16 protein-coding genes and 1 riboswitch are annotated in these 24,291 nt (G+C 67.8%); of the genes, 12 read left to right on the top strand and 4 right to left on the bottom strand.

Features of this window, described 5'->3' with window-relative positions:
• Nucleotides 1–11: 11 nt before the first annotated feature.
• On the bottom strand, nt 12–1,217 hold the full coding sequence (locus OEL49_RS10605; protein WP_014235867.1) for an HD-GYP domain-containing protein: 1,206 nt from the start codon (nt 1,215–1,217) through the stop codon (nt 12–14).
• Between the two features lie 142 nt (nt 1,218–1,359).
• On the opposite strand from OEL49_RS10605, the gene OEL49_RS10600 reads away from it, so the two are divergent.
• The 5 genes from OEL49_RS10600 (at nt 1,360) to purU (ending at nt 8,174) form a co-directional block, all read left to right on the top strand.
• The gene (locus OEL49_RS10600; protein WP_287874645.1) at nt 1,360–3,264 is read left to right on the top strand and encodes an ATP-binding cassette domain-containing protein; all 1,905 of its coding nucleotides are present in this window, start codon (nt 1,360–1,362) and stop codon (nt 3,262–3,264) included.
• Between the two features lie 63 nt (nt 3,265–3,327).
• On the top strand, nt 3,328–4,164 hold the full coding sequence (locus OEL49_RS10595; protein ID WP_287874644.1) for a phosphate/phosphite/phosphonate ABC transporter substrate-binding protein: 837 nt from the start codon (nt 3,328–3,330) through the stop codon (nt 4,162–4,164).
• 7 nt (nt 4,165–4,171) lie between these two features.
• Nucleotides 4,172–6,598, top strand: a complete 2,427-nt coding sequence (locus OEL49_RS10590; RefSeq protein WP_287874643.1) for an EAL domain-containing protein — start codon at nt 4,172–4,174, stop codon at nt 6,596–6,598.
• A 99-nt stretch (nt 6,599–6,697) separates the two neighbouring features.
• Nucleotides 6,698–7,306, top strand: coding sequence for a bifunctional phosphoserine phosphatase/homoserine phosphotransferase ThrH (thrH, locus tag OEL49_RS10585; RefSeq protein ID WP_014235871.1), 609 nt, complete (start codon nt 6,698–6,700; stop codon nt 7,304–7,306).
• Nucleotides 7,307–7,313: 7 nt separating this feature from the next.
• Nucleotides 7,314–8,174 (top strand): formyltetrahydrofolate deformylase, encoded by an 861-nt coding sequence (gene purU / locus OEL49_RS10580; RefSeq protein WP_014235872.1) that lies wholly within the window; start codon nt 7,314–7,316, stop codon nt 8,172–8,174.
• Nucleotides 8,175–8,403: 229 nt separating this feature from the next.
• Here the strand turns inward: purU and OEL49_RS10575 are convergent, their stop codons facing one another.
• Genes OEL49_RS10575 through OEL49_RS10565 form a run of 3 tightly spaced genes read right to left on the bottom strand, consistent with a single transcriptional unit; the run spans nt 8,404 to nt 11,101 of the window.
• Nucleotides 8,404–9,903, bottom strand: a complete 1,500-nt coding sequence (locus OEL49_RS10575) for an ammonium transporter (RefSeq protein WP_287874642.1) — start codon at nt 9,901–9,903, stop codon at nt 8,404–8,406.
• A gap of 13 nt (nt 9,904–9,916) precedes the next feature.
• Entirely contained in the window at nt 9,917–10,255 is a 339-nt protein-coding gene (gene glnK / locus OEL49_RS10570) for a P-II family nitrogen regulator (RefSeq protein ID WP_014235874.1), read from the bottom strand.
• Nucleotides 10,256–10,315: 60 nt separating this feature from the next.
• Nucleotides 10,316–11,101, bottom strand: a complete 786-nt coding sequence (locus tag OEL49_RS10565) for a TorF family putative porin (RefSeq protein ID WP_014235875.1) — start codon at nt 11,099–11,101, stop codon at nt 10,316–10,318.
• 317 nt (nt 11,102–11,418) lie between these two features.
• On the opposite strand from OEL49_RS10565, the gene OEL49_RS10560 reads away from it, so the two are divergent.
• The 7 genes from OEL49_RS10560 to metH all read left to right on the top strand — a co-directional run bounded on the left by OEL49_RS10560 (nt 11,419) and on the right by metH (nt 24,077).
• Entirely contained in the window at nt 11,419–11,667 is a 249-nt protein-coding gene (locus OEL49_RS10560; RefSeq protein WP_287874641.1) for an accessory factor UbiK family protein, read from the top strand.
• Nucleotides 11,668–11,751: 84 nt separating this feature from the next.
• Complete coding sequence (locus OEL49_RS10555; RefSeq protein ID WP_287874640.1) at nt 11,752–13,260, top strand: YifB family Mg chelatase-like AAA ATPase; 1,509 nt, start codon at nt 11,752–11,754, stop codon at nt 13,258–13,260.
• 67 nt (nt 13,261–13,327) lie between these two features.
• Entirely contained in the window at nt 13,328–14,521 is a 1,194-nt protein-coding gene (locus OEL49_RS10550) for a multidrug effflux MFS transporter (protein ID WP_287874639.1), read from the top strand.
• Between the two features lie 54 nt (nt 14,522–14,575).
• On the top strand, nt 14,576–18,490 hold the full coding sequence (locus tag OEL49_RS10545; protein ID WP_287874638.1) for a response regulator: 3,915 nt from the start codon (nt 14,576–14,578) through the stop codon (nt 18,488–18,490).
• 11 nt (nt 18,491–18,501) lie between these two features.
• Nucleotides 18,502–19,665 (top strand): response regulator, encoded by a 1,164-nt coding sequence (locus tag OEL49_RS10540; RefSeq protein ID WP_014235885.1) that lies wholly within the window; start codon nt 18,502–18,504, stop codon nt 19,663–19,665.
• Nucleotides 19,662–20,147 (top strand): outer membrane protein assembly factor BamE domain-containing protein, encoded by a 486-nt coding sequence (gene bamE / locus OEL49_RS10535; RefSeq protein WP_287874637.1) that lies wholly within the window; start codon nt 19,662–19,664, stop codon nt 20,145–20,147. The genes OEL49_RS10540 and bamE overlap by 4 nt, the downstream gene beginning before the upstream one ends.
• Before the next feature lie 80 nt (nt 20,148–20,227).
• Nucleotides 20,228–20,309: riboswitch (S-adenosyl-L-homocysteine riboswitch) on the top strand.
• Between the two features lie 87 nt (nt 20,310–20,396).
• Nucleotides 20,397–24,077, top strand: coding sequence for a methionine synthase (metH, locus tag OEL49_RS10530; protein WP_287874636.1), 3,681 nt, complete (start codon nt 20,397–20,399; stop codon nt 24,075–24,077).
• Nucleotides 24,078–24,291 lie beyond the last annotated feature (214 nt).

The raw sequence follows: 24,291 nt of genomic DNA, 5'->3' as shown, positions 1-24,291 counted from the left end.
TATAACCGGCTTCAGGCCGGCATCCAGGCACGCATGTCGATGCCCCACTGCTCCGGGTTTTCGTGGCCGAGGATGCGGTCCTGGCTGAGGCTCAGGTCCACCTCCTCGGGCGGCAGGTAGTAGCGCTTCTCGGCATGGTAGAAAACCTTGACCCGGGGCAGCAGCAGCTTTTCCGCGTTCTGCTCCAGCACCACCCCCAGGCGGCCGCTCTCCAGGCGCACCAGGGAACCGGTGGGGTAGATGCCGATGCTGCGGATGAAGGCCTGCACCAGCTCCGGGTTGAAGTGGAACTGGCTCCATTCCAGCAGGCGGCGCAGGGCCTCGGTGGCGGGCATGCCCTTGTGGTACACCCGGTTGGAGGTGATGGCGTCGTACACGTCCACCACCGCCCCCATCTGGCCGTAGAGGCTGATCTGGTCGCCCTTGTACTTGTTCGGGTAGCCGGTGCCGTCGAAGCGCTCGTGGTGTTCGGCGGCCACGTCCAGGGCGATCTGGCTGATGCCCGGGGTGTGCAGCAGGATGATCTTGCTCTGCACCACGTGGTTCTTCATCTTGTCGAACTCGGCGTCGGTCAGCTTGGCCGGCTTGTTGAGGATGGACTCGGGCACCTGGGCCTTGCCCACGTCGTGCAGCAGGCCGCCGATGGCGATTTCCTTGATGGTGTCCCTGGGCAGGTTGAGGGTGCGGGCGAAGGCCACCAGCAGGGCGCACACCGACACCGAATGGAGGAAGGTGTAGTCGTCGTGGGTCTTCAGGCGGGAAAGGGGAATCAGGGCGTCCTGGTGGCGGAAGATGGAATCCACCATGTTCTCCACCATGGGCTCCACCTTTTCCATCTCGATCTGCTTGCCCAGGCGGATGTCGCCCATCATGTCGCGGACGATGCGGTGGGCCTCGTTGTGCAGCTTGCGGGCCCGGTGCATCTCCTCGGCCAGGGCCACGCTGCGCAGCGGCGCCGGCTCCTCCTCGGCGATGGCCTCCAGGCGCTGGTGCAGTTCCCGGGTGGTTTCCTCGCTGGTGGGGGCATGGGCCACGTCCAGGCCCTTGGCAGTGTCGATATAGACCTCGTGCACCCCGGTCTCCCGCACCTTGCGCAGGTCGGCCTCGTCGTGCACGGCAAAACTGTTGCGCAGGAAGTTGTGGTCCAGCCAGCCCATATTGAGGTCGTGGATGAACATGCCTGGCTTCAGTTCGGCGATGGCGATTTTCTTGATCATCGAGGCAGGTCGGGCAGGGATTGATCGGACACCACAGGCCAATTATGCCTTCAAGCGGCAACGGCGGGCAGCGTACAATGCGGCCTTTCCTCCGTCCTGGGGCAATCCCTGCTGCCAGGCCGCTTTCACGCCAGTTTGCCCCATGATCAGTCTCCGCAACCTCACCTTCGCCCGCGCCGGCCAGCCCCTGGTCAGCGACGCCAGCCTGCAGCTCCATCCCGGATACAAGGTGGGCCTCACCGGCGGCAACGGCTGCGGCAAGTCCTCCTTCTTCGCCCTTTTCAGCGGCGCCCTGCACGCGGAAAGCGGCGACCTGGACCTCCCGGCCAGCTGGGTCATCGCCCACGTGGCCCAGGAGACGCCCTCCCTGCCGGACCCGGCCCTGGAATTCACCCTGGACGGGGACCGGGAGCTGCGCCAGGTGGAAGCCGACCTCAAGGCGGCGGAAGCGGCCCACGACGGCGAGCGCATCGCCGCCCTGCACGCCCGCTACGGCGAGATCGGCGGCTACGGGGCCAAGGCCCGGGCCGCCGAACTGCTGCACGGCCTGGGCTTCACCGATGCCGACTTCACCCGGCCGGTGAAGGAGTTTTCCGGCGGCTGGCGCGTGCGCCTCAACCTGGCCCGCGCCCTGATGTGCCGCTCCGACCTGCTGCTGCTGGACGAACCCACCAACCACCTGGACCTGGATGCGGTGCTGTGGCTGGAAGGCTGGCTGAAGAGCTACCGCGGCACCCTGCTGATGATCTCCCACGACCGGGACTTCCTCGACGCTGTGGTCAGCCACATCCTGCACATCGAGCAGGGCAGGATGAAGCTCTATAGCGGCCACTATTCCGCTTTCGAACGCCAGCGGGCCGAGCAGCTGGCCCTGCAGCAGGGCATGTTCGAGAAGCAGCAACGGGAGCGGGCCCACCTGCACCGCTTCATCGAGCGCTTCAAGGCCAAGGCCACCAAGGCCAAGCAGGCCCAGAGCCGGGTCAAGGCCCTGGCCCGCATGGAGGAGGTGGCGGCGGCCCACGTCGATACGCCCTTCACCTTCCGCTTCCGTGATCCCGTCGCCAGCCCCGATCCCCTGCTGACCCTGACCCACGCCCGGGCCGGCTATGGCGACAAGGTCATCCTCGACCAGGTGGAACTGACCCTGCGCCCCGGCGAGCGCATCGCCCTGCTGGGCCGCAACGGCGCCGGCAAGTCCACCCTGGTCAAGCTGCTGGCCGGCCGCCTGGCGCCCCTGGCCGGCGAGTACAAGGAAGGCAAGGGCCTGGCCATCGGCTACTTCGCCCAGCACCAGGTGGACGAACTGCGCCCCGAGGAATCGCCCCTGCAGCACATGGTGCGCCTGGCCCCCACCACCCGGGAGCAGGAGCTGCGCGACTACCTGGGCGGCTTCGACTTCCGCGGCGACATGGCCACCCGGCCCTGCGGCCCCTTCTCCGGCGGCGAAAAATCCCGCCTGGCCCTGGCCCTGCTGATCTGGCACCGGCCCAACCTGCTGCTGCTGGACGAGCCCACCAACCACCTGGACCTGGAAATGCGCGAGGCCCTCACTCTGGCCCTGCAGGAATACGAGGGCGGGGTGGTGCTGGTCTCCCACGACCGCCACCTGCTGCGCACCACCGCCGACAGCCTGTGGCTGGTGGCCGACGGCAAGGCCGCCCCCTTCGACGGCGACCTGGACGAATACGCCGCCTGGCTGGCCCAGCAGCAGAAGGAAGAGAAGGCGGACACGGTCAAGGAGGCCAGCAAGGAGGAACGGCGCCAGCAGCGGGAGGACGACAAGGCCGCCCGCCAGGCCCTGCTGGCCAGGCGCCGGCCCCTGGTGAAGGAAGTGGACACCCTGGAAAAGCGCCTGGCCGCCTGGCAGGGCGAACTGAAGCTGCTGGAGCAGCGCCTCTCCGACCCCAGCCTCTACGCCAACCCGGACCCGGCCCTGCTGGAACCCCTGGTCAAGCGCCAGGCCGAGCTGACCCGGGACATCGGCGCCGCCGAGGAGCGCTGGCTGGAAGCCCAGGACGAGCTGGAACAATTGCCCGTTCCCGAGTGATGCCCTAACATCGGCCGTGGGCGCCGCCCGGGACATAACAACCGATCAAGGGGAAGGAGGGGCATGGGACATCTGCTGCGACGCTGGTCGCTACTCCTGCTGCTCCTACCCGCCACCCTACTGCAGGCCCAGGAACCCCGCCCCCTGCTGTTCGGGGTCCTGCCCTATCTCAGCACCCGCATCCTCATCACCACCTATTCGCCCCTCGCCGCCTACCTGGAGCAACGCCTGGGGCGGCCGGTGAGCCTGCAGACCGCCCCCGATTTCGACACCTTCACCAGCCGCGCCTTCGCCGGCGAGTACGACCTGCTGCTGATCGCCCCCCACTACGCCCGGCTGGCGGAAGTGGATTACGGCTACATTCCCCTGCTGCGCCACCGCAACGACATCCGCTGCTACCTGATGGTGCCCCGGGAGCAGCCCCTGGCCTCCCTGGAGCAGCTGCGGGGCCAGACCGTGGCCATCCACGAGCGCAGCGCCATGGTGCCCATGCTCGGCCTCAACTGGCTGGCGGAAAAGGGCCTGGTGGCGGAACGGGATTTCCGCGTGGTGGAAAACGTCACCCAGAGCAGCGCCCTGCAAAGCGTGGTCAGCGGCAAGGCCCGGGCTGCCATCGTCTCCCATTCCACCGTGGCCCAGGCCCCGGCCGACCTGCGGGAAGCCACCCGCATCGCCGGCGAATGCCCGTCCGCCCCGGGCCTGGCCCTGATGGCCCACAACCGGCTGCCGCCGGCCGAGCGCCAGCGCGTCAAGGAAGTCCTCAACGCCCTCGAGCAGACGCCGGAGGGCAAGGTCTTTTTCGACATCAGCACCCACGGCGGCTACCGGGAGCCAACCCCGGCCGATGCCCGGCTGATGGACAAGGTGCTGCCGGAAACCCGCCGGCTGCTGAAGAAATAGGATGGGCATGGGCTGGCTGCATACGCTGCGGGGCAAGCTGATCGTGTCCACCATCCTGGTGGAGGCGGTCATCATCGGCGCCGTGCTGTGGAACGGCCTGCGCCTGACCGAGGCCCACCTGCTGGAGCAGTTCGACCTGCGGCGCAAGGAAACCACCCTGCTGCTCGACGCCGCCCTGGCACCGGCCATGGCCCAGCGGGACTACGCCGCCGTCAGCGACATCCTGCAGGCGACCCAGGCCATCAACAGCATCGACTACCTGGTGATGTTCGACAACGACGGCCAGATCATCGCCACCGCCAACTGGGACCGCCGCCGGCCCCTGCCGGCCACCGACAATCCGGCCCGCCTGCTGGACGGGAACGGGCTGCAGAATTTCGACCTGCGCATTCCCATGAGCATCGGCGGCCGCCAGTTCGGCGAGCTGCAATACGGCCTCGACCTCGGCTTCCTGCGCCAGGCCCGGGACGAACTGCAGCGCCAGACCATGCTCATCGCCATCAGCGGGCTCCTGCTATCGGCCCTGGTGCTGGCCTCCATCGGCCTCTGGCTGACCCGCCACCTGAACCGCCTGACCCAGGCCAGCCGCCGCCTGGCCCGGGGCGCCACCTTCCAGACCCTGCCCGACAGTGCCGACGACGACGTCGGCGCCCTGACCCGGGCCTTCAACCAGATGGGCGGCGCCCTGGCCGCCCGGGTGGGGGAGCTGCTGGCCTCGGAACGGGAACAGCGCCAGCTGGCCGCCACCCTTTCCGCCGAACAGGCCCGCCTGCACGCCCTGCTGTCCTCCATGCGCCTGGGCCTGCTGTTCGTCTCCCCCGAGGGGCGGGTGGTCTATGCCAACCCGGCCTTCCGCCAGCTGTGGCGCCTGGAGGAGGACGACACCCCGGCGGGCATGACCCTGGGCGACCTGGTGCAGCGCATCGCCAGCGACCCCCAGCGCCTGCCGGACCCCTACCAGCGGGAACACCTGTTCCTCGACGACGGCCTGCAATGGGAGCTGCGCCAGTCCGACGAACGCCTGCTGACCCAGACCAGCGTGGCGGTGCCGGCCGCCTCCGGACAGACCGAGGAAGGGGAGAGCCGGCTGTGGATTTTCGAGGACATCACCCATGAGCGGCAGACCGCCGACCGGCTGCTGTTCATGGCCGAGCGGGACCCCCTCACCGGCCTCTACAACCGCAGCCGCTTCGAGGGCGAGCTGCAGCGGCTGGCGGTGCAGCTCGAGCGGGATACCTCGGTGCGGGCGGCCCTGCTGTATTTCGACCTGGACGAATTCAAGACGGTGAACGACAGCTTCGGCCACCGGGCCGGGGACGCGGTGCTGCTGCGCATCGCCGGCGAGGTGGGGCAGCTGCTGCGGGGCAACGAGATGTTCGCCCGCCTCGGCGGCGACGAATTCGCCGTGGTGGCCCCGGGCGCCGACCTGGCGGCGGCCCAGACCCTGGCCCAGCGCATCATCAGCGCCGTCGCCGCCCTGGGCTTCGAGTTCGAGGGCACCAAGGTGCGCCTCACCTCCAGCCTGGGCATCGCCCTGCTGCCGGAGCACGCCCGGCGGCCCGAAGAGTGGGTGGCCCGGGCCGACATCGCCATGTACGCCGCCAAGCACGCCGGCAAGAACGGCTGGCGCGTCTTCCGCGAGGAACTGGGCCAGTCCGCCTACATGCTGGCCCAGCTGTCCTGGGCCGAGCGCATCCAGGCGGCCCTGGAGCAGGACCTGTTCGAGTTGCACTTCCAGGGCATCTACACCACCGGCACCCCGGTGCTCTCCCACCTGGAAGTGCTGCTGCGCATGAAGGACCCGGAACACCCGGGCCAGTACCTGATGCCGGGCGAATTCATCCCGGCGGCGGAACGCAACGGCCGCATCCTGGACATCGACCGCTGGGTGCTGGCCGCCGGCATCCGCACCCTGGCCCGGCGCACCGACCTGCCGGGCCTGGCCATCAACATCTCGGGCCGCTCCTTCGACGACCCGGGTCTGCCCGACTACATCACCGGCCTGCTGGAAACCCACCGGGTGGCGCCCCAGCGCCTGCTGGTGGAGCTGACGGAAACCGCCGCCCTCTCCAACATGGCCGACACCCAGCGCTTCATCAGCCACATCCGCAGCATGGGCGGCTCGGTCTGCCTGGATGACTTCGGCGTCGGCTTTTCCTCCTTCGCCTACCTCAAGCACCTGGACGCCGACGTCATCAAGATCGACGGCATGTTCATCCGCAACCTGGTGCAAAGCCGGGAGGACCAGGTGTTCGTGCGGGCCATCATCGAAGTGGCCCGGGGCCTGGGCAAGAAGACGGTGGCCGAGTTCGTCGAGGACCGGGCCACCTACCTGCTGCTGGGCGAACTGGGGGTGGACCTGGCCCAGGGCTACCACCTCTCCCGGCCCCGCCCCGAACTGCCGGACCCGGCGGCCCCGCCGGCCGCTGCCTGAGCGCTCCGGCCCGCCATCCACGGCCGGTCGGCGGGGCGTCGGAACGGTGCCCCTTCTGCTAAAATCCTGGCTTTTGCGTCCTCAGCCAAGGAGTTTTCCGTGCAGATCGTTTGTCTTGACCTCGAAGGTGTGCTCGTTCCCGAAATCTGGATCGAATTCGCCGAACGCACGGGTATCCCCGAGCTGCGCCGCACCACCCGGGAAGAGCCGAACTACGACGTGCTGATGCAGTACCGCCTGGGCATCCTCAAGCAGCACGGCCTGGGCCTGCCGGACATCCAGAAGGTCATCGCCGAAATGGGCCCCCTGCCCGGCGCCAAGGAATTCGTCGAGTGGCTGCGCCCCCGCTTCCAGGTGGTGATCCTCTCCGACACCTTCTACGAATTCGCCATGCCCCTGATGCAGCAGCTGGGCTTCCCCACCCTGTTCTGCCACAAGCTGGAAGCGGACGCCCAGGGCTTCCTGGTGAACTACCACCTGCGCATGCCCAACCAGAAGCAGGAAGCGGTGAAGCGCTTCAAGGAACTGAACTTCAAGGTGATCGCCTCCGGCGACTCCTACAACGACACCACCATGCTCGGCGAAGCCCATGCCGGCATCCTCTTCTGCCCGCCGGAAAACGTCATCCGCGAGTTCCCCCAGTTCCCGGTGGTGAAGGATTACGAAGCCCTCAAGGGCGAGATCCTCAAGGCCAGCGAACGCATCTAAGGCCATCATGCATCGCCAGCGCTACTACACCCTGACCGCCTCCTGCCCCGACCGGGTGGGCATCGTCGCCAAGGTTTCCGGTTTCTTCGCCGCCCACCAGGGCTGGATTCTCGAAACCGCCCTCCACGCCGACGACACGGCGGGCCGCTACTTCATGCGCATCGAGGTGCGGGCCGACTCCCTGCCCTTCCACCTGGCCGAGCTGCGGGAGCGCTTCCGCCCCGTCGCCGAGGAACTGGGCATGGAGTGGAAGATCAGCGACAGCGCCGTGAAGAAGCGCGTGGTGGTGCTGGTTTCCAAGCAGGAGCACTGCCTCTACGACCTGCTCTCCCGCTGGCAGTCCAAGGAACTGGACATCGAGATTCCCTGCATCATCTCCAACCACGACACCTTCCGCGGTTTCGTCGAGTGGCACGGCATCCCCTTCCACCACATCCCGGTGACGGCGGACAACAAGGCCGCCGCCTACGCCGAAATCCAGCGCCTGTACGAGGAAGTGAAGGGCGACACCATGGTGCTGGCCCGCTACATGCAGATTCTCTCGCCCGAGCTGTGCGCCGCCTATCCGGGGCAGATCCTCAACATCCACCACAGCTTCCTGCCCAGCTTCGTCGGCGCCAAGCCCTACCACCAGGCCTATGAACGGGGCGTCAAGCTGATCGGCGCCACCTGCCACTACGTCACCGCCGACCTGGACCAGGGCCCCATCATCGACCAGGACGTGATCCGCATCGATCACTCCGACTCGGTGGAGGACATGGTGCGCTACGGCAAGGACATCGAAAAAACCGTGCTGGCCCGGGGCCTGCGCTACCACCTGGAAGACCGGGTGCTGGTGCACGGCAACAAGACGGTGGTGTTCCGCTGAACCGGGGCACTTCCCGGACATGAAAAGGGCGCCGCGGCGCCCTTTTTCTTTGCCGCCGGGGCCGCTGCAGGCGGATGGCTGGAAAGGCGCATGCTTCTTGGACGACAGCCGTGGCATGACGCAAACACAGCATCCATGGTCTTTTCCAGGCATGCATGCAAACATCCCGGCACCAAAAACAACGGGCACCCGCAGGTGCCCGTTGCATGGAGGCGGAAGATTCCGCGTCTTACAGGTGGTAGGCGCTTTCGCCGTGGGAGGTGACGTCCAGACCTTCGCGCTCTTCCTCTTCGGGGACGCGCAGGCCGATGAACATGTCCACCAGCTTGTAGGCCACCAGGGAGACCACGGCGGACCAGATGATGGTGGTACCCACGCCGGTCAGCTGGATGATGACCTGGTCAGCGATGGAGTACTCGGGGGCAACGGCGTTGGTGACGTAGTCCCAGATGCCGGTGCCGCCCAGGGAGGGAGCAGCAAAGACACCGGTCAGGACCGCACCCAGGATGCCGCCGACGCCATGGACACCGAACACGTCCAGGGAGTCATCGGCGCCCAGCAGGCGCTTCAGGCCATTAACGCCCCACAGGCAGACCACACCGGCCAGCAGGCCCAGCACCAGGGCACCGACCACACCGACGAAGCCGGCGGCGGGAGTGATGGCCACCAGGCCGGCGACGGCACCGGAGGCAGCGCCCAGCATGGAGGGCTTGCCCTTGATCAGCCATTCGGCGAAGACCCAGGAAACGGTGGCGGCAGCGGTGGCGAGCCAGGTGTTGATGAAGGCCAGGGCGGAGGTGCCGTTGGCTTCCAGGGCGGAGCCGGCGTTGAAGCCGAACCAGCCGAACCACAGCAGGGAGGCGCCGATCATGGTCATGGTCAGGCTGTGGGGGGCCATGGATTCACGACCGTAGCCGATACGCTTGCCGATCAGGAAGGCACCCACCAGGCCAGCAACGGCGGCGTTGATGTGCACCACGGTACCGCCGGCGAAGTCCAGCGCACCCTTCTGGAAGAGGAAGCCGGCAGTGGCGCCCAGCTTCTCGGCGGCAGCGGCATCGACGTAACCGTCGGGACCGGCCCAGTACCAGACCATGTGAGCCATGGGCAGGTAGGAGAAGGAGAACCACAGGACCACGAACACCAGCAGGGCGGAGAACTTGATGCGCTCGGCGAAGGCACCGATGATCAGGCCGCAGGTGATGGCGGCGAAGGCGCCCTGGAAGACGATGTAGGCGAATTCGGGAACAGCCACGCCCTTGGAGAAGGTGGCAGCCAGGGACTCCGGCGTCACGCCCGACAGGAACAGCTTGTCCAGGCTACCGAAGAAGGCGCTGCCTTCGGTGAAGGCCACGCTGTAGCCGTAGATGCACCACAGCACGGTGATCAGGGAGAACACCATGAACACCTGCATGAGCACGGACAGCATGTTCTTGGAGCGGACCAGACCGCCGTAGAACAGGGCCAGGCCGGGGATGCTCATGAGGATCACCAGGGCGGCGCAGACCATCAGCCAGGTGGTGTCACCCTTGTCCACCTTGGGGGCGGGGATTTCGGCAGCAGCAGCTTCAGCGGCCGGAGCGGGTGCTGCGACCGGAGCAGCAGCGGGAGCCGGAGCAGCTTCGGCAGCGGCAGCCACGGGGGCAGCGGGCTTGTCATCGGCAAAGGCCGGCGCGGCAGACAGGCCGACGACGCCGAACAGGGCCAGAACAGCAAGAAAGCGTTTCATTGTGTTCTCCCTCTTACAGAGCATCTTCACCGGTCTCACCGGTGCGGATGCGGATGACTTGTTCGACGTCGAAGACGAAGATCTTGCCGTCACCGATCTTGCCGGTGCTGGCAGACTTCTCGATGGCTTCGATGACCTGATCGAGCAGCTCGTTCTTCACGGCAGCCTCGATCTTCACCTTGGGCAGGAAATCCACAACGTACTCGGCACCGCGATACAGCTCGGTGTGCCCCTTTTGCCGACCGAACCCCTTGACCTCGGTGACGGTGATGCCCTGTACGCCGATGGCGGAAAGGGCTTCACGCACTTCGTCAAGCTTGAACGGCTTGATGATGGCGGTTACCAGTTTCATAGCTTTCTCCTGAAATGGCCCCGGGGATCGGGTCCCCGGGATGCCTAGGGAAGATGGAAGTTAGAAAGTCTTGGTGAAGGACAGCAGGGCACGGCCTTCGCCCAGATCCTTGTTGAAGGCGTTGCAGTACACCGGGGTGCTGTCGCCGCAGGCCTTGGCGTTGGTGGTCCAGTAGGACAGGCCGACGGTGCCGAAGCCCACATCCTTGGTCACGCCGACCTTGTAGTCGGTGTAGGAGGCGTCGTCGTTGTTCTTGATCTTCTGGTGACCGACGTGGCCCAGCACGCCCCAGCCGTCGCCCAGGTCGTAGGCAGCGTTCAGTTCCAGGTAGCCGGAACCGCGGGTGTTGTCGGCGCCGTTGGAGCTGGTGAAGCCGAAGATGTGGCTGGAGACCACGTGGGAGTACTTCAGGGTCAGCCACTTCCAGCCGATGGCGCCGTACAGTTCGGTGGTGTCGGCCTTGGTGTAGCCGTCCGGGTAGGTGCCGGGGTAGTTGTAGCGCAGCACGCCCACGTCGTAGTTCCAGTCGCCGCCGGCGAAGGTGTTCTTGTAGCCGCCGTAGAGGTCGATCTCCAGGGAGGAGCTGACATCGCTGCGGCCGTCGCTCAGCCAGGACACGTTGGAACCCCAGACGCCGGCATACAGGCCGCTGGCGTGGGAGTAGTCAAAGCCGCCTTGCAGGGCGGGCTTGCGGTTGGTCTGGCCGATACCGCGGTAGATGTACTCGGAAGCCAGGGTCACGTTGGCGGTGAAGGTGTGTTCGGCGGGAGCGGCTTCTTCGGCCATGACGGTGGAAGAGGCGGCCAGGGCAGCCAGAACGGCGGTGGCGATGAGCGTCTTGCGCATAATTTGGACTCCTGTTTCGTTCGATGAAAATAAAAGCTTGCACAGACCGTTAGCACATGCCGTGCCAACTTTATTTTTAAGATAAATCAACAAAATAGGCAGCACCCCTAGCCCTCTTCCGCAGGAGGCGCACCGGGCTGGCGCACCATGACGGGGAGTTGCACCAAAGCAGTGCCACCCCATGGGAAAGCCGCCGCACGCCATCAAATGTCGCTATCGGCCCATGCTAAACTCGCCCCCGCAAGCGGATCGGAACATCCGCGCCCCCTTTGCCGCCGCCGTGCCGGCCCGACTGAACCTGTTGCGGAGTGCTCGCCATGCTCGACCCCAAAGTGTTTGAAGAATTTTCCGGCCGCCTGGCCGGCCGCCTGGCCGGCCTCCTGGCCGCCTCCCCGGCCGCCGACATCGAAAAGAACGTGAAGGCCATGCTCGGCGCCTTCTTCAGCAAACTGGACCTGGTCACCCGGGAAGAGTTCGACGTCCAGGCCCAGGTACTGGCCCGCACCCGGGACAAGCTGAAGGACCTGGAAGCCCGCATCGCCGCCCTGGAACAACAGGGCCGCTGAGCGCCGCCGCCTCTAGTCAAACGTCATCATCCCACCTACACTGCCCGGACACCACCCACCCCGCTCCTGACTCCGGCCCCCACCATGCCCCTCGCCCTCGTCCATAGCCGCGCCCTGGCAGGCATGGAAGCGCCGCCGGTGGCCGTGGAGGTGCACCTGGCCAACGGCCTGCCGGGCTTCACCCTGGTGGGCCTGCCGGAAGCGGAGGTGAAGGAGGCCCGGGACCGGGTGCGGGCCGCCCTCATCACCAGCGGTTTCGAGTTCCCGGCCAAGCGGGTCACGGTCAACCTGGCCCCGGCCGACCTGCCCAAGGAATCGGGCCGCTACGACCTGGCCATCGCCCTCGGCCTGCTGGCCGCCTCCGGCCAGATTCCCGCCGCCCGGCTGGACCAGTATGAATTCGTCGGCGAACTGTCCCTGTCCGGCGAACTGCGCCCCGTGCGCGGCGTCCTGCCCATGGCCCTGGCCGCCGCCCGGGCGGCACGGGCCTTCGTCCTGCCCCTGGCCGACGGCGCCGAGGCTGCCTGGGTCCGCCGCGCCCATCCCGAAACCTCCATCCTCCCCGCTGCCAGCCTGCTGGCGGTGTGCGCCCACCTGCACGGCCAGGAACTGCTGGCGGAACAGCCGGAACCGCCGCCCCCGGCGCCGGACGCCTACCCGGACCTGCGCGACGTCAAGGGCCAGGCCCAGGCCAAGCGGGCCCTGGAGATCGCCGCCGCCGGCGGCCATTCGCTCCTTTTCAGCGGCCCGCCCGGCACCGGCAAGTCCATGCTGGCGGCGCGCCTGCCCGGCCTGCTGCCGCCCATGAGCGAGGCGGAAGCCCTGGAATCGGCCGCCATCCTCTCTCTGGGGCGCCAGTTCCGCCCCGAGGCCTTCTCCCGCCGCGTCATGCGCAGCCCCCACCACACCTCCTCGGCCATCGCCCTGGTCGGCGGCGGGGCCCAGCCCCGGCCCGGGGAGATTTCCCTGGCCCACCACGGCGTGCTGTTCCTCGACGAACTGCCCGAGTTCGACCGCCGGGTCTTGGAGGCCCTGCGCGAACCCCTGGAAAGCGGCCACATCCATGTTTCCCGGGCCGCCTCCCGGGCCGATTTTCCTGCCCGCTTCCAGCTGGTGGCAGCCATGAATCCCTGTCCCTGCGGCTATCGGGGCCATCCCCGGCGGCTCTGCCGCTGCACCCCGGACCAGGTGGCCCGCTACCGGGGGCGCCTCTCCGGCCCCCTGCTGGACCGCATCGACCTGCTGCTGGAAGTGCCCGACCTGGGCGCCGAGGAACTGCAGGCCGCCCCGGACGGGGAAAGTTCGGCCCAGGTGCGGCAGCGGGTGGTCCTGGCCCGGGAGCGGCAGTTGCAGCGCCAGGGCGTCTGCAACGCCCGGCTCGAGGGCAGCGAACTGGAGTACCATTGCCGGCCGGACGCCGACGGGGCAGCCCTGCTGCAACAGGCGGTACGCCGCCTCGACCTGTCGCCCCGGGCCTACCACCGGGTCCTGCGGGTGGCCCGCAGCATCGCCGACCTGGCCGCAGCGCCGCAGATCGGCGCCGCCCAGGTGGCCGAAGCCCTGCATTACCGCCGCAACGAAACTCCCGGCTGATTGCCTTGCCTGAAGGGCATGCCCCGGCGCCGGCCGGACCCGCCCCCTTGATTCCATTGAGCCGCCCTTGATTTCCTACCGCCTCCTCGCCGTCCTCCTGGCCACCCTGTCGGCCCTCGGCCCCTTTTCCATCGACACCTATCTGCCGGCCTTCCCGGAAATGGGCCAGAGCCTGGGGGCCACCCCGCTGCAGGTGCAGCAGACCCTCACCGCCTACCTCCTGCCCTTTGCCATCATGACCCTGTGGCACGGCGCCCTCTCCGACGCCCTCGGGCGCCGCCGGGTGATCCTGTGGGCTCTGGTGCTGTTCGGCCTGGCCTCCGTCGGCTGCACCCTGGCCACCAGCATCGAGCAGCTGTGGTTCTTCCGTGCCCTGCAGGGCATGACCGCCGGCGCCGGCATCGTGGTGGGCCGCGCCGTGGTGCGGGACGTCTTCCAGGGGGCCGAGGCCCAGCGCCTGATGGCCCACGTGGCCATCATGTTCGCCCTGGCGCCGGCCATCGCCCCCATCATCGGCGGCTGGCTGCACGTGGCCTTCGGCTGGCGCTCCATCTTCCTGTTCCTGGTCCTGGCCACGGCCCTGCTGCTGGCCGCCTCCTGGCGCTGGCTGCCCGAGACCCTGGCCCCGGAGACCCGCCAGCCCCTGCATCCGGGCTACCTGATGGGCGCCTACCGGGCCGTGCTCACCTCCCCGGGCTTCCTCAGCGCCTCCCTGGCCATCTCCTTCAACTTCCTCGGCTTCTTCATCTACGTCATGTCGGCCCCGGTGTTCCTCATGCAGCATCTGGGCCGTTCGGAAACCGAGTTCTACTGGCTCTTCGGCCCGGCCATGGCCGGCCTCATGGGCGGTTCCTGGATCTCCGGCCACCTGGCCGGCCGCATCACGCCCCGGGTCACGGCCCTGGCCGGCTACGCCCTGATGGGCCTGGGCGCCGCCATCAACCTGGCGGTCAGCTTCGGCCTGCCGCCGGGCATTCCCTGGAGCGTGGTCCATCTGCTGGTGTACAACGTCGGCATGGCCATGGCCATGCCCTGCCTGACCCTGATGGCCCTGGACCTGTTCCCCCGGCAACGGGGCCTGGCCGCCTCCTGCCAGACCTTCCTGCAGGCCGGCATGAACACCGTGGCGGCGGCCCTGCTGGCGCCCCTGCTGTGGGACACCACCCGCCACCTGGCCCTGGGCTCGACCCTGCTGCTGGCCCTGGGCCTGGCCTGCACCCTGCTGCACCTGGGCCTGCCCCGCCGGACGCCAGCCACCTGACATTTTCCCGGGGGCCGCCGCTATACTGGAACTCCCTCACGGCCGGTTCCAATCATGGGTGCAGCCCCGTCCAGACAGAACGAATCCACCATCCGCCGCAGCCTGCTGATCCGGGTGGCTGCCCTGGTCTTCGTTTCCATCGCCCTTTTTTCCTTCGGCCTCTACGGCCTCATCATCCGGCCCACGGTGCACGACCTGGCCGCCCGGGAGATGCGGGGTGCCGTCGAAGCCATGCAGAGCCGCATCTCCCAGAAGGTGGGGCAGGTCGAGTACGTGGCCCGCATCGCCCGCACCTGGGGCGAAAACGGCGAGCTGGACCTGGACGACGTGCGCGCCTTCAACCAGCGCTTCATGCCCATGCTGCGCAATTCCCCGGTCATTTCCTCGGTCATCTTCGCCGACAACCAGGGCCGGGAAATCCTCCTGCTGCAACGTCCCGACGGCGCCTGGAACAACCGCATCACCGACGTGCAGCGGCACGGCAAGGAAGTGCGCTGGATGGCGTGGCAGGACGAGCGCACCCTGCTTTCCGACGAACGGGTCGTCAAGGACTACGATCCCCGCCAGCGCCCCTGGCACCGCGGTGCCCTGGCCCTGGAGCGGGACGACGACCTGCACTGGACCCAGCCCTACACCTTCTTCACCGCCCAGCAGCCCGGCATCACCCTGTCCACCCGCTGGCGCCGCGGCGGCGAGACCTATGTGATCGCCTTCGACGTGCTGCTGGCCGACCTTTCCCGCTTCACCGGCAGCCTCAGCGTCGGCGACCACGGCCACGCCGCCGTCCTCACCAACGACGGCCTGCTGCTGGCCCTGCCGCGCCACCCGGGCTACAGCAGCGACGACCAGGTGCGCCAGGCCCTGCTGCAGCCGGCGGCCAAGTCCCCGGTGGAATCCCTGCGCCTGGCGGTGGAGCACTGGGAGCAGAACGGCCGCGGCGCCTTCTTCGCCACCCTGGGCAGGGAACAATGGATCACCAGCGTCCAGCCTCACCGGCTGCAGGACCAGCAACTCTGGCTGGTGGCCCAGGCGCCCCTGTGGGACTTCATTCCCGGCGCCCTGCGGGACGTGCTGCTGCTGGCGGTATTGGCGGTGCTGGCCCTGGGCCTGGGGGTGGTGATGGCGGCCCGCCTGGCGCGCCGCGTCGCCGTGCCCCTGGACATCCTGGCCGGGGACAGCGAACGCATCGGCACCCTGGATTTCTCGCCGCGCCAGTACCGGCGCACCGGCTGGCGCGAGATCGACCGTCTCGCCGCGGCCCAGGAGCACATGCGGGAAACCCTGCAGGACGCCACCCTGCGCCTGGAGGAACGGGTCGAGCAGCGCACCCGGGAACTGGCCGACGCCCGGGAGGAATCGTCGCGGCAGCTGGTGCTGCTGCAGGCCATCATGGACAGCATGCCCAACCCGGTCTTCTTCAAGGATGCGGAAGGCCGCTTCCTCGGCTGCAACCGGGCCTACGAGGACACCTTCGGCGTCGGCCGCGGCCAGATCGTCGGCAAGACGGTGCGGGAACTGCCCTTCCTTGCCGAGGAGGAAAAGCAGGAGCTGCAGGCCGTCTCCGAGGCCATCATCCGGGACGGCATCATGATGCACCGGGAACTGCAGCTGCCCTTCGCCGACGGCCTGCGCCACGACACCCTCTACTGGGCCAACGGCTTCAGCCGGGAGAACGGCACGCCCGGCGGCATGGTGGGCGTGGTGGTGGACATCTCCGAGCGCAAGCTGATGGAGGAGGAGCTGCGCCGGGCCCGGGCCACGGCCGAGGAGGCGACGGAGGCCAAGTCCCTGTTCCTGGCCAACATGAGCCACGAAATCCGCACCCCCATGAACGCCATCATCGGCATGGCCCACCTGGCCATGAAGACCGAGCTGACGCCGAAACAGCGGGACTACGTGGGCAAGATCCACAACGCCGCCATCTCCCTGCTGGGCATCATCAACGACATCCTGGACTTCTCCAAGATCGAGGCCGGCAAGCTGTCCCTGGAAAACGTGCCCTTCAGCCTGGAGGACGTGCTCGACAACGTCTCCGGCCTGCTCGGGCTGAAGGCCAACGAAAAGGGCCTGGAGCTGCTGTTCAACGTCAATGCGGGCACCCCGGCCGGCCTGGTGGGGGCCCCCCTGCGCCTGAACCAGATCCTCACCAACCTGGTCTCCAACGCCATCAAATTCACCGAGCGGGGCCAGATCACCCTCACCGCCCGGCCGGTGGACCAGGCCGGAGACCGGGTCAAGCTGCAGTTCTGGATCGAGGACACGGGCATCGGCATGAGCCGGGAGCAGCTGCTGCACCTGTTCCAGGCCTTCACCCAGGCCGACGGCTCCACCACCCGCAAATACGGCGGCACCGGCCTCGGCCTTTCCATCTCCCGCCGCCTGGTGGAAATGATGGGCGGCACCATCTGGGCCGACTCGACCCTGGGGGAGGGCAGCACCTTCTGCTTCACCGCCTGGTTCGGCCGCGCCGAGGAACTGGCCCGGCCCCGCACCCTGCCCGCCTCCCTGGCCGGCCTGCGGGTGCTGGTGGCGGACGACAACGGCGCCGCCCGGGAAATCCTCGGCGAAGCCCTGCGCCACCTGGACCTGCGCCCCGACCTGGTGGCCTCCGGCGCCGAGGCCCTGGCCCAGCTGACCGAGATGCAGGACGGCGCCGACCCCTACCGGGTGCTGTTCCTCGACTGGCAGATGCCCGACCTGGACGGCGTCAGCACCCTGCACAAGCTGCAGCAGGCCCTGCCCCAGGCCCAATGGCCCCGGGTGGTGATGGTGACGGCCTACGACCAGGAGGAACTGCGGCGCCAGACGGAAAACCTGGGCATCTGCGGCATCCTGGTGAAGCCGGTGAGCGCCTCCACCCTGTTCGACGTCCTGGTCAGCCTGGTGGACACGGACAACGCCCCGGCCACGCCCCTGCACATCGCCGCCCCCCAGACCCGCATCGACGGCATGCGCATCCTGCTGGCCGAAGACAACGAGATCAACCAGCAGATCGCCGTGGAACTGCTGCAATCCATGGGCGCCCAGGTGACGGTGGCCGGCGACGGCCTGCAGGCGGTGGAACTGCTGGAACGCTCCCCGGACGACAGCTTCGACCTGGTCCTGATGGACCTGCAGATGCCCCACCTGGACGGCTACGACGCCACCGAGCGGCTGCGCTGCCAGCAGCGCTTCGCCCACCTGCCGATCCTGGCCATGACCGCCCACGCCATGCCGGAGGAGCGGGAACGCTGCCTGGCCATCGGCATGAACGACCATCTGGCCAAGCCCATCGACCCCACCGCCCTGGCCGCCACCCTGGCCCGCTGGCACGAGGAACGGCCGGGCGCCTCGGCGCCGGCGCCAGCCCCCGCCAAGGATGGGACGGATGCGCTGCCCCCCATCCCCGGCGTGAACACGACCCAGGGCCTGGCCCGCATGGCCGGCAACCAGGCCCTCTACCGGCGCCTGCTGCTGCACTTCGTGGACACCCAGACCGGCACGGGGGAGCACATCCGCCAGGCCCTGGCCGAGGGCGACATCACGGCGGCCGAACACCTGGCCCACACCCTCAAGGGCGTCGCCGGCAACATCGGCGCCGAAGTGCTGCAGCAGAAGGCCACGGCCCTGGACCAGGCCCTGCGCCGCAACGACGGCCAGGGGCAGAAACTGGAGTCCCTGCGGCAACGCCTGGCGGAAGAGCTGGCGGCCGTCACCGGAGCCATCGCCGCCGCCCTGGTGGAAGAGGGTGGCCCGGCGCCGACCCAGGCTGCCCCCCTGGATGCGGATCAGCGCCACCGGGCCCGCCAGCTGCTGGCCGAGCTGGCGGAACAGCTGGAAGCCAGCGAAATCCACGCCGGCCAGCTGTTCCGGGAAAGCCGCGCCCTCCTGGCCGGGCTGCTGCCGCCGGCGGACCTGACAGGTCTGGAAAAGGCCATTGCCGATTATGATTACGACCGGGCCCTCAACATCGCCCGGGCCCATCTCTAGGGAGGGATGCCATGAGCCTCAATCTGGACTTCACGACCCGGCCCGTGATCCTGGTGGTGGACGACACCCCGGACAACCTGACCCTGATGGCCGAGCTGCTGCAGGACCGCTACGCCATCAAGGTGGCCAACAACGGCGAGCGGGCCCTGCGGGTGGCCGCCGGCACGCCGCCGCCGGACCTGATCCTGCTCGACATCATGATGCCGGACATGGACGGCCTGGAAGTGGCCCGGCGCCTGCGGGCCGACCCGGCCACCCGGGACATACCCTTCATCTTCCTCACCGCCCGCAGCCAGATCGAGGACGAGCGCCAGGGCTTCGAACTGGGCGCGGTGGACTACATCACCAAGCCGGTGAGCCCGCCCATCCTCCTCGCCCGGGTGCACACCCACCTCACCCTGAAGGCCGCCAAGGATTTCCTCAAGGACCAGAACGCCTACCTGGAGAGCGAGGTGCAGCGCCGCACCCAGGAGGTCTCCATGATCCAGGACGTGACCATCATGGCCATGGCCTCCCTGGCGGAAACCCGGGACAACGAAACCGGCAACCACATCCGCCGCACCCAGAACTACGTGCGCATCCTGGCCCGGCAGCTGCAGGGCCACCCCCGCTTCGCCGCCTTCCTCAGCGACGCCAACATCGAGCTGCTGTACAAGTCCGCGCCCCTGCACGACATCGGCAAGGTGGGCATTCCCGACCGCATCCTGCTCAAGCCGGGCAAGCTGACCCCGGAAGAGTTCGAGATCATGAAGACCCACACCACCCTGGGCCGGGACGCCATCCTCCACGCCGAAGTGCGGCTCAACTCGCCCAACACCTTCCTCCGCTTCGCCCGGGACATCGCCTATGCGCACCAGGAGAAATGGGACGGCAGCGGCTACCCCCTGGGCCTGCGGGGCGACGAGATTCCGGTGGCGGCCAGGCTCATGGCGGTGGCCGACGTCTACGACGCCCTCATCAGCCGCCGGGTGTACAAGCCTCCCTTCCCCCATGAGCAGGCGGTGCAGATCATCAGCGAAGGGCGCGGCAAGCACTTCGATCCGGACATGGTGGACGCCTTCCTCCAGGTGGCCGAGGATTTCCGCAGCATCGCCGCCACCTTCGCCGACACCGAAGGCGACGCCCAGCTGGAGGCGGAGCGGGTGCGCCTGCAATTCACCGAGGCCGCCCCGTGAAGCGCCGTCCCCTGGCCGTCCTGGCCCTGCTTTTGGGCCTCTCCCTGGCGGGCTGCGACTACCTGGCCCTGCAGGACCTGAAACCCGGCATTTCCACCGACCTGGAAGTGCGGGACCGCTTCGGCACCCCCGCCATGGAATGGCACAACGAGGACGGCAGCCTGACCTGGGAATATCCCCGGGGCCCGGCCGGGGTGGACACCTACATGATCACCCTGGGCCCCGACCGCATCTTGCGCTCGGTGGAACAGGTGCTGACCGAGGCCAACTTCGCCCGCATCGAAAAGGGCATGAGCCAGGAGCAGGTGCGGCGCATCCTGGGCCGGCCGGGCAGCATCAACCACTTTCCCCTGAAGCCGGAAACCGTGTGGGACTGGCGCATCGCCGGCATCCCCACCAGCGACGAAACCCACTTCCACGTGCACTTCGGTGCGGACGGCCGGGTCAGCGGCACCTCCCGGCGGGTGGAAGCGAAGGCCTGAAGTCGCCGATCGGCACGGAGCCCCCTGTTTTTTATCAAGTTTTGCTTGGCAGCGGGGGCCGCAAAAAGTAAACTTGCGACCCTGCCGAGGAGCGCTGCGACCCGACCGGTTTTTTCCGGACGCCGGGCCAGGCTCGGCAACGATCAACGGCGCTCGCAAACCCCCGAAATGGTTTGTGGCGCCGTTTGCTTTTCCAGCATGCAAAGTGGCGGCGCCCGGCCGGTGAATACTGAAACGCCGAGGTAATCCATGCAGCCCGACCGCAGCTCCGAACTCTCCGCCCTTCTCCAGCAGCGCCTCCTGATCCTGGACGGCGCCATGGGCACCATGATCCAGCGCCACGGGCTGACCGAGAAGGACTACCGCGGGACCCGCTTCGCCGACCACGCCCACGACCTGAAGGGCAACAACGACCTGCTGCTGCTGACCCGCCCCGAGGTCATCCGCGGCATCCACGCCGAATACCTGGCGGCCGGCGCCGACATTCTGGAAACCAACACCTTCAACGCCACCAAGGTGTCCCAGGCCGACTACAAGCTGGAAGCCATCGTCTACGAACTGAACGTGGCCGGCGCCAAGCTGGCCCGGGAAGTGTGCGACGAATTCACGGCAAAGAACCCGGCCAAGCCCCGCTTCGTCGCCGGGGTACTCGGCCCCACCAGCCGCACCGCCTCCATCTCCCCGGACGTGAACGATCCCGGCTACCGCAACGTCACCTTCGACGAGCTGGTGGAAAACTACCTGGAAGCCATCCGCGGCCTCACCGACGGCGGTGCCGACATCCTGCTGGTGGAGACGGTGTTCGACACGCTGAATGCCAAGGCCGCCCTGTTCGCCATCGAGACCTTCTTCGACAAGGTGGGCCGCCGCTGGCCGGTGATGATCTCCGGCACCATCACCGACGCCTCCGGCCGCACCCTCTCGGGCCAGACCGCCGAAGCCTTCTGGAACTCGCTGAACCACATCAAGCCCCTCTCCTTCGGCCTCAACTGTGCCCTCGGCGCCAAGGAACTGCGCCAGTACGTGGAGGAGCTGTCACGGGTGTGCGACTGCTTCGTCTCCGCCCACCCCAACGCCGGCCTGCCCAACGCCTTCGGCGGCTACGACGAGACCCCGGAGCAGCTGGCCGAGGAAATCGCCGACTGGGCCAGGCACGGCTTCGTGAACATCGTCGGCGGCTGCTGCGGCACCTCGCCGGACCACATCGCCGCCATCGCCAAGATGGTGGCCGGCATCGCCCCCCGGGCCATTCCGGCGATCGAGCCCCAGCTGCGCCTCTCCGGCCTGGAACCCTTCAACGTCGGCCCCGACAGCCTCTATGTGAACGTGGGCGAGCGCACCAACGTCACCGGCTCCAAGGCCTTCGCCCGCATGATCCTGGAAGGGCGCTACGACGACGCCCTGGCCGTGGCCCGGCAGCAGGTGGAGAACGGCGCCCAGGTCATCGACATCAACATGGACGAGGCCATGCTGGATTCCGTGGCCGCCATGGAGAAGTTCCTCAAGCTGATCGCCTCGGAACCGGATATTTCCCGGGTGCCCATCATGCTCGACTCCTCCAAGTGGGAGGTGATCGAGACCGGCCTCAAGTGCATCCAGGGCAAGGGCATCGTGAACTCCATTTCCATGAAGGAAGGGGAGGCCAAGTTCCTGGAGCAGGCCAAGCTGGCCCGCCGCTACGGCGCCGCCGTCATCGTCATGGCCTTCGACGAGAAGGGCCAGGCCGACACCTACGCGCGCAAGACCGAGATCTGCAAGCGGGCCTACGACCTGCTGGTCGGTATCGGTTTCCCGGCCCAGGACATCATCTTCGACCCCAACATCTTCGCCATCGCCACGGGTATCGAGGAGCACGACAACTACGCGGTGGACTTCATCAACGCCACCCGCTGGATTCGTGAAAACCTGCCCCACGCCCAGATTTCCGGCGGCGTCTCCAACGTCTCCTTCTCCTTCCGCGGCAACGACCCGGTGCGGGAAGCCATCCACACCGTCTTCCTCTACCACGCCATCCAGGCCGGCATGACCATGGGCATCGTCAACGCCGGCATGCTCGGCGTGTACGACGACCTGGAACCGGAACTGCGGCAGAAGGTGGAAGACGTGGTGCTGAACCGCCACCCCGGCGCCGGCGAAGCATTGGTGGAATTCGCCCAGACGGTGAAGGAAGGCAAGGCCAAGGACACGGGACCGGACCTCACCTGGCGCACCCTGCCGGTGGAAAAGCGCCTGGAGCACGCCCTGGTCAAGGGCATCACCGAATTCGTGGTGGCCGACACCGAGGAAGTGCGGGCCGCCCTGGCTGCCGCCGGCAAGCCGCCCCTGGCCGTCATCGAAGGCCCCCTGATGAACGGCATGAACACCGTGGGCGACCTCTTCGGCGCCGGCAAGATGTTCCTGCCCCAGGTGGTGAAGTCCGCCCGGGTGATGAAGCAGGCCGTGGCCCACCTCATTCCCTACATCGAGGAAGAGAAGGCCCGCACCGGCGCCTCCTCCAAGGGCAAGATCGTCATCGCCACGGTCAAGGGCGACGTGCACGACATCGGCAAGAACATCGTCGGCGTGGTGCTGGGCTGCAACGGCTACGACGTGGTGGACCTGGGGGTCATGGTGCCCACCGAGAAGATCCTGCACGCCGCCAAGGAGCACGGCGCCCAGGCCATCGGCCTCTCCGGTCTCATCACCCCGTCTCTTGAAGAAATGAGCCACGTCGCTTCCGAAATGCAGCGCCAGGGCTTCAACGTGCCCCTGCTCATCGGCGGCGCCACCACCAGCCGGGCCCACACCGCCATCAAGATCGCCCCCAACTACCAGGCGCCGGTGGTCTATGTGCCGGATGCCTCCCGGGCCGTGGGTGTGGTCACCAGCCTGCTCTCGGAAGGCCAACGGGAGAGCTACGCCGCCGAGGTGGCCGCCGACTACGCCAACATCCGCCAGCAGCACGCCGGCAAGAAGGGCAGCGCCATGGTCACCCTGGCCGAAGCCCGGGCCAACCGCCTGGCCTGGGATGCCACCCTGGTGCCGACGGTGCCGCAGAAGCTGGGCCTGCAGGTGCTGCAGGACATCGACCTGGCCACCCTGGCCGAGTACATCGACTGGGGCCCCTTCTTCCAGACCTGGGACCTGGCCGGCCGCTTCCCCGCCATCCTCGACGATGCGGTGGTGGGCGAGACCGCCCGCGGCGTTTATGCCGACGCCAAGGCCATGCTAAAGCAGATCATCGACGAGAAATGGCTCCGGGCCGGCGCCGTCTTCGGCCTGTGGCCGGCCAACGCCGTCGGCGATGACATCGTCTTCTACGCCGACGAGCAGCGCAGTGCGCCGGTGCTGACCTGGCACGGCATCCGCCAGCAGCACAAGCGGCCAGAGGACAAGGCCAACCTGTGCCTCTCCGACTACGTGGCGCCCAAGGAAAGCGGCGTCGCCGACTATGCCGGCGCCTTCGCCGTCACCGCCGGTCTGGGCATCGAGCAGAAGCTGGCCGAGTTCGAGGCGGCCCACGACGACTACAAGTCCATCATGCTCAAGTCCCTGGCCGACCGCCTGGCCGAAGCCTGCGCCGAGTGGCTGCACCAGAAGGTGCGCCAGGAGGATTGGGGCTACGCCGCCGACGAGCAGCTCAACAACGAGCAGCTGATCAAGGAAGAGTACCGCGGCATCCGCCCGGCCCCCGGCTACCCGGCCTGTCCCGACCACACCGCCAAGGGCGGTCTGTTCCAGCTGCTGCAGCCGGAAGCCAACATCGGCATGGGCCTCACCGAGAGCTACGCCATGACGCCGGCCGCCGCCGTTTCCGGCTTCTTCCTGGCCCACCCCCAGGCCCAGTACTTCGCCATCCAGAAGATCGGCCAGGACCAGCTGGAAGACTGGGCCGGCCGGGCCGGCTTCACCCTGGAGCAGGCCAAGCGCTGGCTGGCGCCCAACCTGTAACAGCACCTGCCCCCAGGGGCAGGAGGGACGCCACTCTCCGGCATGGCATGGCCGGGAAGCCCGTCTTTCCTGCCTTCCAGGCCACCTCTTCTCAGAACGGCCCGCCCTTCCCGGCGGGCCGTTCTGCTTTTGCTGCACCGCCAGACCACGGGCATTTTCTTGGTGCCATAATGAAATCGCCATGGCGTCTCCCCATGGGGTGCCGCCGGGCCAG

Origin of the sequence: Azospira sp., from assembly GCF_030247495.1 — a bacterium.
Taxonomy (GTDB): Bacteria; Pseudomonadota; Gammaproteobacteria; order Burkholderiales; family Rhodocyclaceae; genus Azospira; species Azospira oryzae.
The sequence above is the reverse complement of the archived record's forward strand: the minus strand, read 5'-3'. Positions and strand labels throughout refer to the sequence as shown.

Excerpts from the sequence above, each read along its gene's own strand:
- OEL49_RS10590 (WP_287874643.1), top strand. The coding sequence starts at position 4,172 with ATGGGCTGGCTGCATACGCTGCGGGGCAAGCTGATCGTGTCCACCATC.
- OEL49_RS10540 (WP_014235885.1), top strand. The coding sequence starts at position 18,502 with ATGAGCCTCAATCTGGACTTCACGACCCGGCCCGTGATCCTGGTGGTG.
- purU (WP_014235872.1), top strand. The coding sequence starts at position 7,314 with ATGCATCGCCAGCGCTACTACACCCTGACCGCCTCCTGCCCCGACCGG.
- OEL49_RS10545 (WP_287874638.1), top strand. The coding sequence starts at position 14,576 with ATGGGTGCAGCCCCGTCCAGACAGAACGAATCCACCATCCGCCGCAGC.
- OEL49_RS10560 (WP_287874641.1), top strand. The coding sequence starts at position 11,419 with ATGCTCGACCCCAAAGTGTTTGAAGAATTTTCCGGCCGCCTGGCCGGC.
- OEL49_RS10575 (WP_287874642.1), bottom strand. The coding sequence starts at position 9,903 with ATGAAACGCTTTCTTGCTGTTCTGGCCCTGTTCGGCGTCGTCGGCCTG.
- OEL49_RS10605 (WP_014235867.1), bottom strand. The coding sequence starts at position 1,217 with ATGATCAAGAAAATCGCCATCGCCGAACTGAAGCCAGGCATGTTCATC.
- metH (WP_287874636.1), top strand. The coding sequence starts at position 20,397 with ATGCAGCCCGACCGCAGCTCCGAACTCTCCGCCCTTCTCCAGCAGCGC.
- OEL49_RS10595 (WP_287874644.1), top strand. The coding sequence starts at position 3,328 with ATGGGACATCTGCTGCGACGCTGGTCGCTACTCCTGCTGCTCCTACCC.
- OEL49_RS10565 (WP_014235875.1), bottom strand. The coding sequence starts at position 11,101 with ATGCGCAAGACGCTCATCGCCACCGCCGTTCTGGCTGCCCTGGCCGCC.
- OEL49_RS10600 (WP_287874645.1), top strand. The coding sequence starts at position 1,360 with ATGATCAGTCTCCGCAACCTCACCTTCGCCCGCGCCGGCCAGCCCCTG.
- glnK (WP_014235874.1), bottom strand. The coding sequence starts at position 10,255 with ATGAAACTGGTAACCGCCATCATCAAGCCGTTCAAGCTTGACGAAGTG.
- OEL49_RS10555 (WP_287874640.1), top strand. The coding sequence starts at position 11,752 with ATGCCCCTCGCCCTCGTCCATAGCCGCGCCCTGGCAGGCATGGAAGCG.